Raw genomic sequence first — 16,030 nt, forward strand, 5'->3', positions numbered from 1 at the left:
TTTCTAAACAGGATGGCACTTTGTCCAACACCAGTCAGATTTACTTAGCTTTGCCACGGCTCTATTGGGGCAGAGTAAAGCTGCGGTGCTACAAGTTTTACTAAATGACGCTTTGGACAATCCTTTTATCACTGTAAGTTACCATTTGGGTCGAAGGCGTACAGATCCGTTGACTGCCGAGTTTGACAGTATCTTGCTGGTGAATATTGATAAGCTGCTTACCTCCAATCGTTGGGAAGTTCGTGCAGAAAATCAATGGCATAAAGGGGTCTGCACTTGTGTATTTGGTAAAGAAAAGTTGCTTGATGTGCTAAACACGCGATCTATTTTCTACACCAACCAAGAGCAAAGAGAGGTTCTATCATATTTAAGCTTGAACAGCCTGACGAGTTTAAATAAACCTATTTATCGTCATATCATTGCCCTCATGTTGAAAAACCATGCACGTCAATTTTCAAAAAGTAGCTTTCAGAGCAAATATTTTCAGAGGTTAAGTTATTGAAAGTACTTAGGGATAGTTACTTTGAAACGATGACAAGCTTGCAATGTAAACAGTGGGATGAGCCGGCTAGAGAATTGACTAAAAACGCGGATTCTCGAGTGTATAGCAGCCAATCGTGTAGGCCGCTATACCGACAAGTAAATCGCACAAAGTATGACATTCTTAAGATCATTTTGATGGTTCGTTAAGCACTAAACCAATCATTTAATTTTCCTTGGTAAGGTGCAATATCACCAATGTGTTCCCTAACCCATTCTGGGTTGTAGTAGGTGTTCAGGTAGCGGTTGCCGCTGTCGCAGATGAGCGTGACAATCGCCCCGCCTCGGTTGTCATTTTTCATTTTTTCCGCGGCACAAAGCGCTCCCCATAGGTTTGTTCCTGTAGAAGGACCAGCTTTTCGACCGGTAAACTCTTCTAGCCAGAGCATCGCTGCAATACTCGCAGCGTCTGGTACTTGCATCATATGGTCGATGACATCAGGTTGAAATGACTTCTCTACTTTTGGGCGGCCAATTCCCTCGATACGGCTTGATCTTCCGGTGCAAACTGTCTCATTTTTTTGTGTGTAGCCTTCGTAAAATGCCGAAAATTCAGGGTCAACAACCATCAGCTCTGTTTCGTAGCCTTTATATAAAATATAACGGCCAAGTGTAGCTGACGTACCGCCTGTTCCAGCTCCCATAACGACGAGGTCGGGTACTGGGTGCGGCTCATGCTTCATTTGATTAAAAATACTTTCAGCAATATTGTTATTACCGCGCCAATCAGTGGCTCGCTCTGCGTACATAAATTGGTCCATAAAGTAACCGTTGAGCTTTTCTGCTAGTTCTACGGCTGCGTCATGCATATCTGTGGCACACTCTACAAAGTGGCACTGTCCACCATAAAATTGAATTTGTTCAATTTTGCTTTGTGCTGTCGAGACGGGCATTACCGCAACAAAAGGAACTCCTATCATTTGCGCAAAATACGCTTCCGATACAGCTGTACTGCCTGAAGATGCCTCAATTACAGGCGTGCCTTCTTTTATTTTGCCATTGCAAAGCGCATACAAAAAAAGCGAACGAGCAAGTCGGTGTTTTAAACTGCCGGTAGGGTGAGTACTTTCGTCTTTGAGATATAAGTAAATATCGTTGAACTGGGGAATTGGAAATTTAAACAAATGTGTATCTGCAGAACGGTTTTGATCTGCTTCTATCTTGGCAATGCTTTTCTTTACCCAGCTTTTCATTCTATATCACTCCTACCCACGTTGGCTTAAACATTCATTGTAGCTTAACTAGTTTATATTCTTTTTGGTTATAACTTATTCTAACATTTATATTGTGTGTAATTTAAGCTTTATTTCAATGAGCGTTTTGTCAGTACTTATTTGAATGACAGTTTTTTTAATAGTTGAGCTGTGGCAAACTTAGGACACAATAACCCGTTGTCGACGCCACTAGCCCCATCGACAGCCCACTCGTTTTGAAGTTAAGGAGTAGACAATGAGTGTCCCAAATACCCAATCAACGCGGGCTTATACTAGCTTGTTACCTATCTTTTCATTTATAAAACCCTATAAGTGGGTTGCTGCATTAGCTCTTTTGGCGTTGGTGGTAACAGCTGGTCTTAACTTATCGATCGGTCAGGCCGTGAAGTTTGTTATCGACAGTGGTTTTATCGCTGGATCCAAAGAAGAGTTAACTGAAGCAATAAGTGGGCTTATCCTACTGATTTCATTGGTTGCGGTTGGAACATTTAGTCGATTTTATTTGATTAGTTGGTTAGGAGAGCGTGTAAGTGCTGATATTCGGCAGGCTGTTTTTAATCAAATCGTTCACTTACATCCCAGTTACTTTGAAGAAAACCGCAGCGGTGAACTGATGTCTCGCCTGACCACTGATACGACTTTGCTTCAGTCCATTGTTGGATCCGTTTTATCTATGGCGCTAAGAAGTTCGTTAGTGTTAATTGGGGGCCTTGTAATGTTATTGGTGACCAATTTAAAGCTAACATTGATAGTCGTTGCATGTGTGCCAGTGATATTGGTGCCCATCATGATATTTGGAAAGCGCGTGCGTAAATTGGCTGAAAATAGCCAAAGTGCCATTGCGGATATCAGTACTTATGCAGGTGAAGTAATTCAAAATATTAAAGTAGTGCAAAGTTACACCCATGAGGAAAGAGAAAAAGGGGCATTTGGGGGGGAAGTTGAAAAGGCCTTCAGTGTTGCCAAGCAAAGAATAAAACAGCGAGCGCTTTTAATTGCTGCCGTTATTCTTCTAACATTTAGTGCCATCAGTGCCATGCTATGGGTAGGTGGCATGGATGTATTGGAAGGCCGCATGAGTGGCGGTGAGCTTGGTGCATTTGTATTTTATGCCATTATGGTTGCAATGTCGGTAGCAACCATAGCCGAAGTTTACGGTGAATTACAGCGCGCTGCGGGGGCGACAAGCCGCCTTATTGAGATATTACAAATCAAAAGTGCGATTAAAGATGCTGCTGTACCAATCGAGATGAAAGAAGGTGAGCGTACAGCGATTGCTTTCAATAATGTAGGCTTTAATTACCCCTCAAGACCTGATTCTGCTGCTCTTCAAGCAATAAACTTAAGAATAGAATCGGGTAAAGTTGTGGCGTTGGTAGGTCCTTCTGGTGCAGGTAAAACGACGCTGTTTGAGCTGTTACAACGGTTTTATGACCCTCAAATAGGTGAGATCCAGCGCAATGGTGAAAACATTAAATCGCTCTCCTTGGCTGATCTTCGACAAAGCATGGGTATGGTTCCGCAGCAACCTGTGCTGTTTAGCTCGGATGTTTGGCACAATATTCGTTACGGCAATCCTGATGCATCTGATGAGCAAGTAATTGAAGCTGCAAAAAGAGCGCATGCTCATGAATTTATCGAGCAGTTACCTGAAGGGTATGACAGCTTTTTAGGAGAGCAAGGTGTGAGGTTATCAGGAGGTCAAAAACAGCGTATTGCTATCGCACGCGCTATATTGAAAGACCCTGAATTATTGTTACTAGATGAAGCGACCAGCGCACTAGATGCTCAGAGTGAGTTTCATGTTCAAGCTGCTTTAAATGAATTAATGCACACACGAACGACCTTGATTATTGCACACCGCCTTGCCACAGTGACACATGCAGATATGATCGTGGTGATGGATAAAGGGCGGATTGTGGCCACGGGGACGCATCACTCATTATTAGAAGAATCACCTCTCTATCAAAGGCTATGCGAATTGCAATTTGAAAAAGCCAAATCGGGAGCGGTGTAAATGATTTAGGCTGTCATTTATCGTTGAAGTTAAATGACAGCTGGCACATCAAGATGTCGTTAAGTCTGCGGTGAAATACGGCTCAGTAAGTCTTTAACAAAAGGGGATTTGGCTTTGCCATAATCGTCTTGATGATGCTTTCCTGCCGCCAGTACCGCTTTTTTTTGCGCTTCGTAGGCTGCTCTGTCTTGCGGGTTTGCAAGCATATGTTCTTTGTAAGTAAGTTGCTTTTGGTGCTCTTTACTTTTTAGCTCAATGACATGGGCATGAATATTAAACTTCTCTCCGTTAAATAGAGCGCCTATGTCTTTGCGTGGGCGAGTATCAGGAAAAGGGTTGTCGCTATGTTGTGGCGCAAAACCAAAACTTTCAAGATAGGCTATAGCCTGCTCTCTTTGCCCTTGCTGATAAAGGATGGAAATATCAATAATGCCTTTGCCGGCCACTTTAAATGAGGATGAACCAAAATGGATAAATTCGAAACGTGGATCAGCCAACTGAGCAATCACCGCTTTTGCGACATCAAGGTATACTGAACGCCACGCATTAAAATTGGCTGGCACTAATTCATAGGAACAAAACTGAATCATGGTTAGGTTCTTAACTGATTAATCAGTATCAATTTTGCACTGCTAAAGCGCAAATAACAAGTTTTTATAGGCAAAGTTGAGTCATTAATTGCATCTTTATTCAATAATGCAAAGTAGTGTTCACTAATTTATGTTTTAATCTAAGCGACACTAGGAAAAAGCAGTACTACATAAGAGGGACTGATATGAAAAAACAAACACTGTACGCAATCGCGTTGTTGCTGTTGGCTGGCTGCTCTGACAGTGAAGTTGGTGATGTATCTTTGGGGTTATTTACACTTAAAGATATTAAATTAGACTCGATGGTAGACCCTGTTGTGATGGGCGTCACCTGCCATGTTGCCAGTGTTGAAGCTGATTTAAGCTTGTCTGATCCGAGCGATAGTTCTATCTCGTGTCGCCAAACTGGTGAGATAACCGCGCAAATGATCGCGCAAATAGACAAGTCTAAGTCTGGTCAAGTGGTTTTCAAAAAATCCAAAAGTATCTTTTTAAAGTCAATGAAAGTACGCCGGATCTATGATGCGAAAAGTCAGACTTTGATGTATTTGTCTTACAGTACAAAAGAAACATCAGGCAGTTTCAAACACAGCTTGTCAACAGTGCCTTTGTGGGGAACCAGCGCTTATATAAAACCATCTGAAAAGTCACAATAGTCATGCTGACGGGCCGACTTTTTGCTCAATCGGCCTTTTGTTCATGCTGCTTATTTTTCGCCTTGTACTTCAAACTCGTCAAATATCAGACGCGCTTGTCCATCTTCTTCTACGATCCAGTGTTCTTTGTGAACAACGCCATAGGCCTTATTCATGGTCCATTTAGACGTTAATAGGTAGCCACCATTTGGTGATTCTTGCCATTCGACATCGGTATAGTCAACACGACTAAATCCCTGTGAAATAATATTTTGTCAAAATTGTTGAATTTGTTCTCGGCCAGTGAATGTTCCAAAAGGACGAGCATGCATGACAGCGTCATGGCAATACTGGGCCGCGCAGCCGTGGGCATCTTGATTGTTAAATGCATTTTGCCATGCTGCGATACCCGCTTTGCAGCGAGTGAGTGCTTGTGATTCAGTCATGTTGTTTGTCCGTTCAGTTGCGTTTGTCATAGCTTAGAAAATTTATTAACGTATAAAAACAGAGTAAATAGAATTCATTGTTTAATTTTAAGAGACAATAAATGAATAAACTACGTCATATGTCTTTGTTTGCACACATTGTGGAGAGTGGCTCTATTACGGCTGCGGCACAATCTTTAGACTTGTCTAAATCCGTGGTAAGTCAGCACCTTAAGTCATTAGAGCAGGATTTAGGTGTGACTTTATTAAAGCGTACGACTCGAAGGCAGAGCCTCACTTTCGCCGGAAAAGCTTTCTATGAGCAATGTAAGGTTCTAAATCAAACTGCACAGCATGCTTGGCATGAAGCCCAGTAATTTACTCAAATAGTGAAAGGTAAAGTCAGAATAACAGCGCCAAATGCATTGATGTCTACACTGGTTGCTCCTGCAATTGCTGCTGTCTGCATTGAGCACCCAGAGCTTGAGCCAGAACTCATTGCTGACGATAAGCAACTAGACTTGCTTGAAAAGCGCATCGACTTAGCGATTCGAGTGGGGCATTCAAAAGACAGTGATGCAAAGCAGCGTAAGATAGGTGAATTTAAAGATGTGCTCTGTGGCCTACCCTGCGTAGTAAAAGATCATAAGCTAGAAGAAGCTAGGTATATTGCTAACCTTTGGCAAGGGACTGTGATAGAGCATGCATTCATTGACGCGCAAGGAGATATAAAGCAATTTTCTACAAATGCTAGTTGTGTTGTGAATTCATTTGATACGAGCTTTGCACTGATCACGAGTGGCGTAGGGATTGGTCTTGTACCCGAGTTTAAATTGATCGAGCAAGACAGCGGACTAGTGCCTGTATTTCCTGAGTATCAGCTTGCGAGTAACCCTGTTTTTGCGTTGTATACTTTTGGTAATCAAATACCTTTGAGCATAAAAGTGTGTTTACAAGCAATCGAGGCTAAGCTGAGTCAAGCTATGGTATAGGTAGGGCACATTATATGCCCTGTATTTATCAGAAACTTTATTGTTCTTGCGAGTAAAGGGTGTAATCACTTTGTGTAACGTACACCGCATAACCACGACTGGGTGCGCTAAAGTAACCTCTACCATCTTCATAAATCGTCACTTTATCACTTGGGTCAAATGCATTGACGAGCGCTTGCCCTGCTAAGTTGGTAAAGCCGTTGCCGTGGGTGGTTACCCAAAGCCCTTTTTGTTGTGTATCGTGATTGTTGAGCACCACAATGGCACCTTGTTTTGTGCCTTTACCGCCACGTCTTGCGACATACACATGCTGCACATCCCCATATGGGTTACCTGATTGAGACAAAACACTGAGTGCACCATCTGTGTATGTATTGCGAACAAACATGAGTCGATTGATGTCTTGCTGCAATGAAAGAGGGGCTGTTATAGCCAAACTTGGATCGTGGTAATCATGTTGCTTGATACCGTAGTAATGCGAGTAAAAAACAGTGGGTTTGCCTTCATGGGTTAAAATATAGGCATAGGCCATTTTAAAGTCTTTGTGCACCCATTTATCGTGCTCTTTACCTGTGTCATGGTTTTCAACAAAGGTAACAACAGCTGTGCTTGCTAATTGATTGCCTGCTTGGTTACGTACTAAACCCGCATGATTGAGTGTACGCATATCAAAGCTCTGATTTTGATTACTCATTTGCGTCAAAGTCGATTTGAGTGGAAAGTCAAAGACACCAATGTCAGCACCTTGTGCATTGACGGTATTTACCCACGCTTTGATACTGCTATCTCCTCCCCAATACTCGGCGACTACAAAGGGTTGTTTACCACCTTCTTTTGGTAGACTATTAACCCACTTGGCGGCAAATTCAGGTTGAAATCCACGCACAAAATCAAGACGAAACCCATCAAATTTATGCTCGTTTTTGAGCCACTTTCCCCAATCAATAAGCTTTTGCTGTACGCGTAGGGAAAAGGTATTGCTGTCGTTTCCGAACATTTTGGTATTAGTAATGATGTTATCGCTGCCTAGACTGCCAAGCCAATCATGCTCATCAACAGGGTGAAAATCGGCGTATTGCCAACCATTGTCTGAACTTGGGTAGTTGCCATATTGATTGCGCTCTGGGGGCATGATTTTGGTATTGGTGTAGGCCTGCAAGTGTGTAGCTGTGATTTCTTTTGCTGGTGCCTCAGGGGTTATTTGCTGCCAAATTTCAACTGGAAAAAAGCCGTTACTTTGCGCGCCATCAGTCCAATGATTACTGCTATTGAGCGTGCCTTGCTTGGCACTAAGTTTAATGAACAGGTCCTTTTGGGTTGGTACATCCAACCAGTACTCATCGATATCTTGCTTATCAATAATTTGGCCGCGCATAGCCGTGTTTAGACCTGAAAAAGCGTTGTTGCCGGGTCTTATTGCTGCAAATTGACCATCATTCGGCTCTTGCTCTACATAGAGGTGGCTTGATATTTGCGCGTCTCTAGCTTCAGCTATTGTGAGCTGATATCCGCGTTGACTGATGTCTTGAGCCCATGGCATGGTCGAACCATAGCCTTGAATTTTAAGATAAACTCGCCCTTGTACACCTTTTATCTGCCAGCTAATTTCATTACTTGGGTAAGCCACATGGAGATGGTTATGTGCTTTATGCATAGCATAAGCTTTAACGGCAGGGTTAGGTTCGCTGTCTTGCTCATTGGTATAGATGTGGTTGAGTACGACGTCAGCGTATACTTGGACATTATTTTGCTGCAATTTGGTTATCATATTGGTCAATTCTTGCTGGCTACCAAAACGTGTTTCTACTGTGCCTTTTTGAAGGTAGCTGCCTAAATCATAATGGTCATAGATGCCATAACCCATGTCGATAATCCCCCAATTGCCTTTTGAAGGCGGCGGGATCCAAATACTGGAGAATCCAGCTTGAGAGAGGGCTGGTGCTTTGTTGGCTAGGTTGTCCCACCAAATACCATTTTTGTTTTTTTCATCGACGGGGACATCCCAAAAAAAGCCTTGTAGCATGACATCGTTAGTCGCATAGCTTGTGGCTGATAGACCCACAGACATGCACATAGCTAAAACATAGCTGCGTGCAAATTTGGTAGTATTCAAATTACTCTTTAAGGTATACATGGCTGTTCCTTGCAAACTAATATCGCGTGTTTTTTAAACACAGGGGTCTGCTAAGGTAGCATTATTGTAAATTTTTTGTTTTGAATACGTATGCAAAAATCGATTGCTGAGGTCTATATGCTAAGCCTTCAAGCACGAATATCAAAACTACCCCTGTGGCATACTGATAAACACTTCTGTACCCATCTCATCGTCACTGCGATATTCAATAAAGCCATTTTGTTTTTCAATAAACTTTTTCGCCGTATAGGTGCCGAGTCCAGATCTATCTCCCTTACCGTGTGTGACAAATTTTTCGAAAAATTGACTACGAATAGGGGGAGGGATTAGGTCTGAGTTTTGAATACTCAGCGTGTGTAACTGCGCTTCGCTGCGAGCACTTATACTCACCGCTTTTTGCTTCGTTGAAGCTTCCAATGCGTTTTGAATCAGCTGTGTTAGTACCGTGAACAATAATTGAGCGTCTCCTTTCACTTTGAGCTCTGGTGATAGGTTGTTTGTAATCAGGATCTGCTCTTTGGAAATAATGTGGCTCAGACCAAGCAATACCTTTTCTGCCAACTCATAGAGGGGAACAGAAGTTATTGATAGTGTGTATTCATCACGCTCAATTTTTTGCAGTGCTTGCATGTTATCGACATGTAACTGCAATTGCTGACAGTGCTGTTGAATGTGGTCTAGGTATTGCTGTGCTTTCTCAGGTTCATTTAGGTGCACTGATAGCTTATCACTGGCACTTTTAATGTCTCGTATTGGCGCGATAATTTGATGCTGGCTCATGCTTTCAAACTGATCTTGCAGTTTGGCATTTTCCATCATGGTATCGATTTGGTTTCGCATTAATCGGTTTGATTCTATCGAGCGGCAATGGGCTTTGACACGAGAGCGCACAATGGAAGGGTTGGCTGGCTTGGTAATATAGTCGACCGCACCGAGTTCTAAGCCTTTCACTATGTGTTCCGTTTGCTCTAGGGCTGATAAAAAAATCACTGTGATATGCTGCGTTTGAGGGTCAGATTTTAACCGCTTACAAACCTCGATACCGTCCATATCAGGCATCATTATATCCAATAGGACGAGATCGGGCTGAGGTTCCATCGCGCAAATTTGCAGTGCTTTCTTGCCGTTTAATGCCGCTTTAACCTTATAGTCTTTGCGCAAAATATCACTGATCACTTTAATGTTGTCTGCGACATCATCCACAACTAGCACTTGGGTAATATGTTCTTGTTGTGTTTGCTCTGATGGGGTTTGCTTGATCGCTCTAACAGGCTTACTCAGTGCTCTTTGCAGACGAGATAGGAGTATTTGGCTAGAAAAAGGTTTCACGATGTATTCTGACACGCCGCTTTGGATCGCCTGCATCACGTTGCTTTGATCTATGGTTGCGGATGTCATGACAAATGGAATGAGGGCTGTACGCGGGTTGCTGCGAACCCATTGTAATAGGGAGATACCGTCAAGTTTTGGTAATTGCCATTCAGAGATAATGAGTTGCACATCATGGTAAGTGAGCTTTTCTCGGGCATCTACACCATTTGAACTTTGAATAACGGTCACATTGCCAAGTTTTTTTGCTGTACTTGCAATCATAGAACGGATTGTCTCATGGGGTTCTACAATGAGTACGGTGATGATTTGGCTACTGTCACTATTGGTCATTGGATCCTCCGCGTCGATTCCGTTTAAAAAAAGATTAAACGCTAATTAGCTGCCTTTGCGCACGCGACTTCATAACTGAGTGATAGTTAGACAAAAATTAACTGTTCTTATTTTGCACATGTTCTTCAAAAGTGTCTAATAATTATGCGTACAGATTTAAAAATTAGATATTAAATTATCCTAATTGTCAGCGTGACGTTGCTAGGAGAACCAAACGGTGAGAATTAAAACCCAATCAAGGAGTAAGATATGAAGCCTTTGCGGCTGCTATTCGTCATTGTAATTACGTTTGTATTGATGGTCAGTAATCAGAGCTGGGCGCAACTCAAAGTTGAAAGTATCTCCGCTTATAACGGCTTGGCAAACCCACAAATTTACGCAGTATCCAAAGACCCTCAGGGGTTTATGTGGTTTGGTAGTGCCGATGGCGTTAAACGTTACGATGGATACGAGTTTATTAGCTTCAATCACGATCCTGACGAACCAAATTCGCTCTCTGCCAATAGTGTAGGTGCGCTGCTATTCGATAAACAGGGGCAATTATGGGCTGGAACTTGGGGTGGTGGGCTCAATTTGTTTGTGCGTGAAAAACAGCATTTTATACATTTCAAACATGACTCGAATGACCCTCATTCTCTGGGCGCAAACAAAGTGCAGTCACTCTTTGAAAGTCGCGATGGCACTCTATGGGTGGGCACCAATGGCGGCGGTTTGAATCGATTACGTGAAGATGGTCAAAGTTTTGAGCGCTTTGTACATATTGACAATGATCCGAGCAGCTTGGGGAATAATCGAATTTGGAGTATTAGTGAAGATCTTAATGGAGGAATATGGGTTGGAACTTCTAATGGTTTATATCGATTAGATCGAATTACCGGCAAGTTTCAAGGATTTAGTGTAGCGCCAAATTCTTTAGATCATGCTGAAGTTAGACAAGTATCTGTTGATGAACGTGGGCAAATATGGGTTGCTACCAGAACTAGTTTTGGCCTGTTTAACCCCAAAATTAAAGAATATAAAACGTATGATTTACCGTCAGGGACGTTACCGAGTGTAACACGTTTAATGTACTTTAACGGCGATATATTGCTCGCGTCCTTTGCCGGTATTTATCGCTTTTCACCTAAACTCTCTCAATTTGTACCAGTGATCCCGAATGGCAAGCTGACGCTGCTACAAAATCGAGATGTTCGTCAGGTATTGATAGACGACAGTGGATTGTTGTGGGCTGCGACGCGCTATTCAGGGGTACAGAAGGTCTTTCCAAACCCTGCTGCATTTATTTCTTGGCAAGATTATTTGCAAGAAGAGCTGCTTTCAGGGCTTTTTAATCAAGTATTAACAGCTGAAAAGGCCAGCCAAGGTGGTGTTTGGCTAGGAACAGGTCGTGGCTTAGTTCATTTTGATGGTAATAATGAGTTTATTCCGTTTGCAGATGCGAAAACCTTACAGGGCAACTATCGTTTGCGCGTACACAGTATGGCGCGAGACGAACAGGGCCAATTGTATGCGGGTACTAGCTTTGGACTGTATAAAGTGGATGAATTGAACAAGCAATTAGAGCGAGTCTCGCTTTCTTGGTTACAGGACTCAAGCCGCTCCGTAGAGCATGTGAGTTTTGACAATGAAGGGTATATGTGGCTGGTGTTGTCTGGTCGAGATGGCATGATCCGCTGGCAAGTTGGTACAGATGATAAACGCAGCTACATTGTGCAACAAGATTTGGAGTTTGTGTTTCATGACAGTGAAGGTCAGGTATGGGCTGGTACTGACGGTGAGGGGGTATTTCGCGTCAACCCGAAAAGTGGTCAGTTTGAGCAATACACGGCATATGGCGATAAAGTTGGCCCAAATGGAAATTATGTGACCCATGCTATGCAGCAGGGTGGCTATGTTTGGCTGGCAACCAACCGCGGAGTAACACGCTTTGAATTGGCAACAAAGGAGTTTAAGCAATACGTAAATACGACATCTCAAGTGAATTTTGCAGTCAAGTCGATTGTCGCTGATGAAGAAGGCTTTTTATGGTTTGCAAGCGCAAGTGGGGTGTTTAAGTTTGACCCGACGTACGGTATTTTTCACCAGTTTACGACCAATGATGGGTTGATTAACCATCACTTTTTAGCACGTTCTTTTGTTAAGTTTGAAGACAGAATTCTATTTGGCAGCATTGATGGGATCACCGGCTTTAACCCGAAGTCTGTACAGGTCAATACCAGTGCACCTCCGGTTGCGTTTACTCAAGCATTTATTGATGGTAATCCGATCGACATTCAAAGTGGTCAGGTTGAACTCAATTACAATGATAAAAACTTATCTATCCACTTTGCTGCTTTGGATTATCAGGCCACGGGTGACAATCGTTATCGAACTTGGCTGGTTGGGTATCATGATGGTTGGAGCGCTACTACACCTTCTCATACGGTCAATTATCGTGAGTTGCCACCAGGGGAGTACCAACTCAAAGTGCAGGGCAGCAATAACCATGGGGTATGGAACCAAACAGGGATAGAGTTATCTATTATCAGTGTTCCAGCGTGGTATCAAACACTGTGGTTCAGAATTTCTTTACCTGTGTGTGCTGTGTTGCTGTTGTTATTGTTTTTTTTGTGGCGAGTACGACAATTACGTGAAAACAGCTTGGATCTGGAGCGAAAAATTGCCCGCAGAACTCGTGATATTGTGGTTTTGGGAGAAGTGGGTAAAGAAGTCGCTGCCACCTATGACATGCATGCCATCAGTGAAACCATTTATAACCATTTAAGTACCATATTACATTGTGAGTTCTTTGCTGTTGGCGTGTTTTATGAAGATAAGCAATATATTGATTACATATACGCCATGCAGCAAGGAGAGCTATACGAGGCGCTAGAAAGCCATACCAAAGTCGTTAGCAGTGCAGATGTATATTGCGTGGCTAACGGTGAAGAGTTTTATGCTGCGACTGACGAAAGTTGGCAGCAAATGAATTTAAAAGCATGCAATAATTTATATGGTGAGCAAACCAAATCTGTTTTTTGCGCACCTTTAATTGTAGAAGGGAAAATCCTCGGGGTTTTTACTGTGCAGTCCAACAAACCAAGAGCATACAAAGAAGTGCACCTGAATGTACTTCGCACCGTGGCAAATCATGTAGCAGTAGCGCTAGCTAATTCACTGTCGTACAGTGAATTAAAAGAGGCAGAGCAGCGTCTAGAGTTAGCTATGCAAGGCGCAAATGCAGGTACATGGGAATGGGACTGCCAAAGCGATAAACTGGTTACTAATACCATTTGGTCGACCATGTTAGGGTATCAAGAAGGGGAGCTTGAACAACAATATGGAGAGACTATCAGCAGATGGCGCAGCCTTTTACACCCAGATGATTTGGCGCGGGTTGAAAATGCATTACAGGCGCACCTAAGCAAACAGTCAGAGACTTATCGTTGTGAATTTAGAATGAGAACGTCGGATGACGACTGGAAGTGGATACTCAGCATGGGCCGCAGTGTCAATGTAAATCAAGATAGTCGACGAAAAGAAATGTTTGGTATTCACATGGACATCTCTGATGCTAAAGAGCTAGAAACGGCACTAAAGCAAGCAAAAGAGCGAGCTGAGAGTGCTACACAAGCAAAGTCTGACTTTCTTTCAAATATGTCCCATGAAATCCGCACTCCGATGAATGCCATCATCGGTATGAGCTATTTAGCGTTGGAAACTGAGCTGGACCATAAACAGCGTAATTATGTTGAGAAAATCCATCGCAGTGCTGAGTCTCTGTTGGGGATAATCAACGATATATTAGACTTTTCAAAAATCGAAGCTGGTAAGCTGGACATTGAACATGTGGAGTTTTGTTTAGAAGAAACGCTCGGCAGTTGTTTGGACGTTATTTCGGTGAAAGCCAAAGAAAAAGGGTTGGAGTTGTGCGCGCATATTGATGCGGATATACCCGCTTATTTAATTGGCGACCCTTTGCGGATTTCTCAAGTTTTACTTAATTTAGGCAGTAATGCTGTGAAGTTTACAGAGCAAGGTGGAGAGGTCTTGCTAGACGTTAGATTAGAGAGCCAGTTTGATGGTGATATTACCCTTAAATTCGCAGTCATCGACTCTGGCATTGGCATGACGCCAGAGCAGCAAGCAAAGCTCTTTAGTTCATTTTCGCAGGCGGATACATCGACTACTCGAAAATATGGCGGCACAGGCCTTGGTTTGGCGATCAGCAAAAAGCTCGTAGAGCTAATGCAAGGTGATATTCACTGTCAGAGCGCACCCAGTGTAGGCAGTACTTTCAGTTTCACACTGGTGGTGAACGATGCGTTAAAAGCGCCTGTCGCTTATTCTGAACTCGGTATTAAAAATGCGCTCATTATCGATGATAACTCAAGCTCAAGTCGCAATTTAAAGTCGTGCTTAGGGCGCTTAAATATTGATTCTGAATGCGTGATGTCTTCACAGGCTGATTCAATAAGCAAGCATGTAGCTGAACAAGACGTGGTGTTTATCGACGCGCGGATTGAAAATGAATTGGGGCTATTGAAACAGTTAAGGGCTGGTGGAGATAACACAGCCTGCATTGTCATGCCACTTTATGAAACGCAACCAGTGGAGTCTTATTTACAAGTATTCAATCGGGCAACCTATTTACAAAAGCCATTTTTACCGTGCGCTGTAGACGATAGCTTACAACGCGTGCTTGGATTGCAGAAAAATACTAATCAGGATGCAGACAAGCAGGAGGCGACCATCGGCTCGTTAGCTGGTGCGCACCTGTTGTTGGTGGAAGACAACGACCTTAACCAAGAGTTGGCTATTGCCCTATTAACGAGTCATGGTATTTCGGTAGAAGTCGCCGAGCATGGTGCTCAAGCGCTGGAAAAACTATCCGCTGGCAGCTTTGATGGTGTGCTAATGGATTGCCAAATGCCAGTGATGGATGGCTACACTGCGACGAGAAAAATAAGAGAGCAAATGCAGTATGCGTCTTTACCAATTATTGCCATGACAGCCAGCGTAATGATGGATAATCAAGAGGCTGCGTTAGCTTGCGGTATGAATGACATTATCGGTAAACCGCTTAATGTGGAAAAAATGTTCACTACGTTGCAAAAATGGATAGTTGTAAGTGATAACGATAAATCTTCTAACCCATATTCACAAACAGCAAATGAAGATGAGGATTATCCAAATATTGCTGGAATTGACGTGGTGGTGGCAAAGTCAATATCGCAAGGAGATGTTGCCCTATTCACACGCTTGTTAAAACGTTTTGCTGATAAACATCAGCACTTTAGTGAACATTTTGAGCAAGCCTTACTGGAAGCGAACGAAGATCCCGATGCTCCGATGCGCTGTGCACACACCTTAAAAGGTACTGCGGGTAACATTGGGGCAACAGAGGTCCAGAAAGTTGCTGGTGCGCTAGAAAGTGCGTGTGCCCAAGGAGAGCCTGTCGAAGCGATTATTGTGAAGGTGAAAAATCAATTGATGCCTTTAGTTGCTGGTATTAATCGCGCTTTAGAAGAACTATCGGCCAGCGAAGTTATACCCTCAAACAGTCTGCATGCACAGCTATCTGAATTAGAGATCAGCGAAAAGTTAGCACAGCTAACCACACTGCTTGCAGATTACGATACCGACGCAATCGACCTTGTCGGTGAGTTATTGCCCGTTTATAAAGGGACCGTATTTTTTGACTCGTTTAATAAATTGAATCACTTAATTGATGACTATGATTTTGATGCTGCAAATGACTTATTGGCAGAGCTAAAGCCACAACTGTTGGTGCAAGAGCAGGTCTAAACCACGTCACGCAGCTTAGAAAATTTATAGTGTG

General features: G+C 42.9%; 11 protein-coding genes. 6 read left to right on the forward strand and 5 right to left on the reverse strand.

Features of this window, described 5'->3' with window-relative positions; translation table 11 throughout:
• Positions 1-85 precede the first annotated feature (85 nt).
• Positions 86-502: a hypothetical protein gene (locus N482_RS11180; RefSeq protein ID WP_063377118.1), complete on the forward strand. Its 417-nt coding sequence runs from the start codon at positions 86-88 to the stop codon at positions 500-502.
• Between the two features lie 184 nt (positions 503-686).
• Here N482_RS11180 and N482_RS11185 read toward each other — a convergent pair whose 3' ends face one another.
• On the reverse strand, positions 687-1,733 hold the full coding sequence (locus N482_RS11185; RefSeq protein WP_063377119.1) for a PLP-dependent cysteine synthase family protein: 1,047 nt from the start codon (positions 1,731-1,733) through the stop codon (positions 687-689).
• A 256-nt stretch (positions 1,734-1,989) separates the two neighbouring features.
• On the opposite strand from N482_RS11185, the gene N482_RS11190 reads away from it, so the two are divergent.
• Positions 1,990-3,771: an ABC transporter transmembrane domain-containing protein gene (locus N482_RS11190; protein WP_063377120.1), complete on the forward strand. Its 1,782-nt coding sequence runs from the start codon at positions 1,990-1,992 to the stop codon at positions 3,769-3,771.
• A 59-nt stretch (positions 3,772-3,830) separates the two neighbouring features.
• Here the strand turns inward: N482_RS11190 and N482_RS11195 are convergent, their stop codons facing one another.
• A complete protein-coding gene (locus tag N482_RS11195) occupies positions 3,831-4,361 on the reverse strand; it encodes a GrpB family protein (protein WP_063377121.1) in 531 nt (176 codons plus the stop codon).
• Between the two features lie 185 nt (positions 4,362-4,546).
• On the opposite strand from N482_RS11195, the gene N482_RS11200 reads away from it, so the two are divergent.
• A complete protein-coding gene (locus tag N482_RS11200; protein ID WP_063377122.1) occupies positions 4,547-5,017 on the forward strand; it encodes a CreA family protein in 471 nt (156 codons plus the stop codon).
• A 254-nt stretch (positions 5,018-5,271) separates the two neighbouring features.
• On the opposite strand, the gene N482_RS25630 is transcribed toward N482_RS11200, so the two are convergent.
• Positions 5,272-5,442, reverse strand: coding sequence for a hypothetical protein (locus N482_RS25630; protein WP_231100839.1), 171 nt, complete (start codon positions 5,440-5,442; stop codon positions 5,272-5,274).
• Positions 5,443-5,543: 101 nt separating this feature from the next.
• On the opposite strand from N482_RS25630, the gene N482_RS25225 reads away from it, so the two are divergent.
• Together N482_RS25225 and N482_RS11210 are read left to right on the forward strand one after the other, a co-directional pair.
• Positions 5,544-5,798: a LysR family transcriptional regulator gene (locus tag N482_RS25225; protein WP_196765332.1), complete on the forward strand. Its 255-nt coding sequence runs from the start codon at positions 5,544-5,546 to the stop codon at positions 5,796-5,798.
• A 12-nt stretch (positions 5,799-5,810) separates the two neighbouring features.
• A complete protein-coding gene (locus N482_RS11210; protein ID WP_196765333.1) occupies positions 5,811-6,413 on the forward strand; it encodes a LysR substrate-binding domain-containing protein in 603 nt (200 codons plus the stop codon).
• Between the two features lie 37 nt (positions 6,414-6,450).
• Here N482_RS11210 and N482_RS11215 read toward each other — a convergent pair whose 3' ends face one another.
• Entirely contained in the window at positions 6,451-8,547 is a 2,097-nt protein-coding gene (locus tag N482_RS11215; protein WP_063377123.1) for an alpha-amylase family glycosyl hydrolase, read from the reverse strand.
• Between the two features lie 147 nt (positions 8,548-8,694).
• Positions 8,695-10,209 (reverse strand): response regulator, encoded by a 1,515-nt coding sequence (locus N482_RS11220; protein WP_063377124.1) that lies wholly within the window; start codon positions 10,207-10,209, stop codon positions 8,695-8,697.
• A 249-nt stretch (positions 10,210-10,458) separates the two neighbouring features.
• Here N482_RS11220 and N482_RS11225 point away from each other — a divergent pair, with 249 nt between their 5' ends.
• Entirely contained in the window at positions 10,459-15,996 is a 5,538-nt protein-coding gene (locus N482_RS11225; RefSeq protein WP_063377125.1) for a two-component regulator propeller domain-containing protein, read from the forward strand.
• Positions 15,997-16,030 lie beyond the last annotated feature (34 nt).

The sequence above is a fragment of the Pseudoalteromonas luteoviolacea NCIMB 1942 genome (assembly GCF_001625595.1).
GTDB lineage: Bacteria > Pseudomonadota > Gammaproteobacteria > Enterobacterales > Alteromonadaceae > Pseudoalteromonas > Pseudoalteromonas luteoviolacea_A.

Bases quoted from the DNA above. Each gene is read 5' to 3' on its own strand.
- N482_RS11190 (WP_063377120.1), top strand. From the start codon at position 1,990: ATGAGTGTCCCAAATACCCAATCAACGCGGGCTTATACTAGCTTGTTA.
- N482_RS25225 (WP_196765332.1), top strand. From the start codon at position 5,544: ATGAATAAACTACGTCATATGTCTTTGTTTGCACACATTGTGGAGAGT.
- N482_RS11215 (WP_063377123.1), bottom strand. From the start codon at position 8,547: ATGTATACCTTAAAGAGTAATTTGAATACTACCAAATTTGCACGCAGC.
- N482_RS11195 (WP_063377121.1), bottom strand. From the start codon at position 4,361: ATGATTCAGTTTTGTTCCTATGAATTAGTGCCAGCCAATTTTAATGCG.
- N482_RS11185 (WP_063377119.1), bottom strand. From the start codon at position 1,733: ATGAAAAGCTGGGTAAAGAAAAGCATTGCCAAGATAGAAGCAGATCAA.
- N482_RS11200 (WP_063377122.1), top strand. From the start codon at position 4,547: ATGAAAAAACAAACACTGTACGCAATCGCGTTGTTGCTGTTGGCTGGC.
- N482_RS25630 (WP_231100839.1), bottom strand. From the start codon at position 5,442: ATGACTGAATCACAAGCACTCACTCGCTGCAAAGCGGGTATCGCAGCA.
- N482_RS11220 (WP_063377124.1), bottom strand. From the start codon at position 10,209: ATGACCAATAGTGACAGTAGCCAAATCATCACCGTACTCATTGTAGAA.
- N482_RS11225 (WP_063377125.1), top strand. From the start codon at position 10,459: ATGAAGCCTTTGCGGCTGCTATTCGTCATTGTAATTACGTTTGTATTG.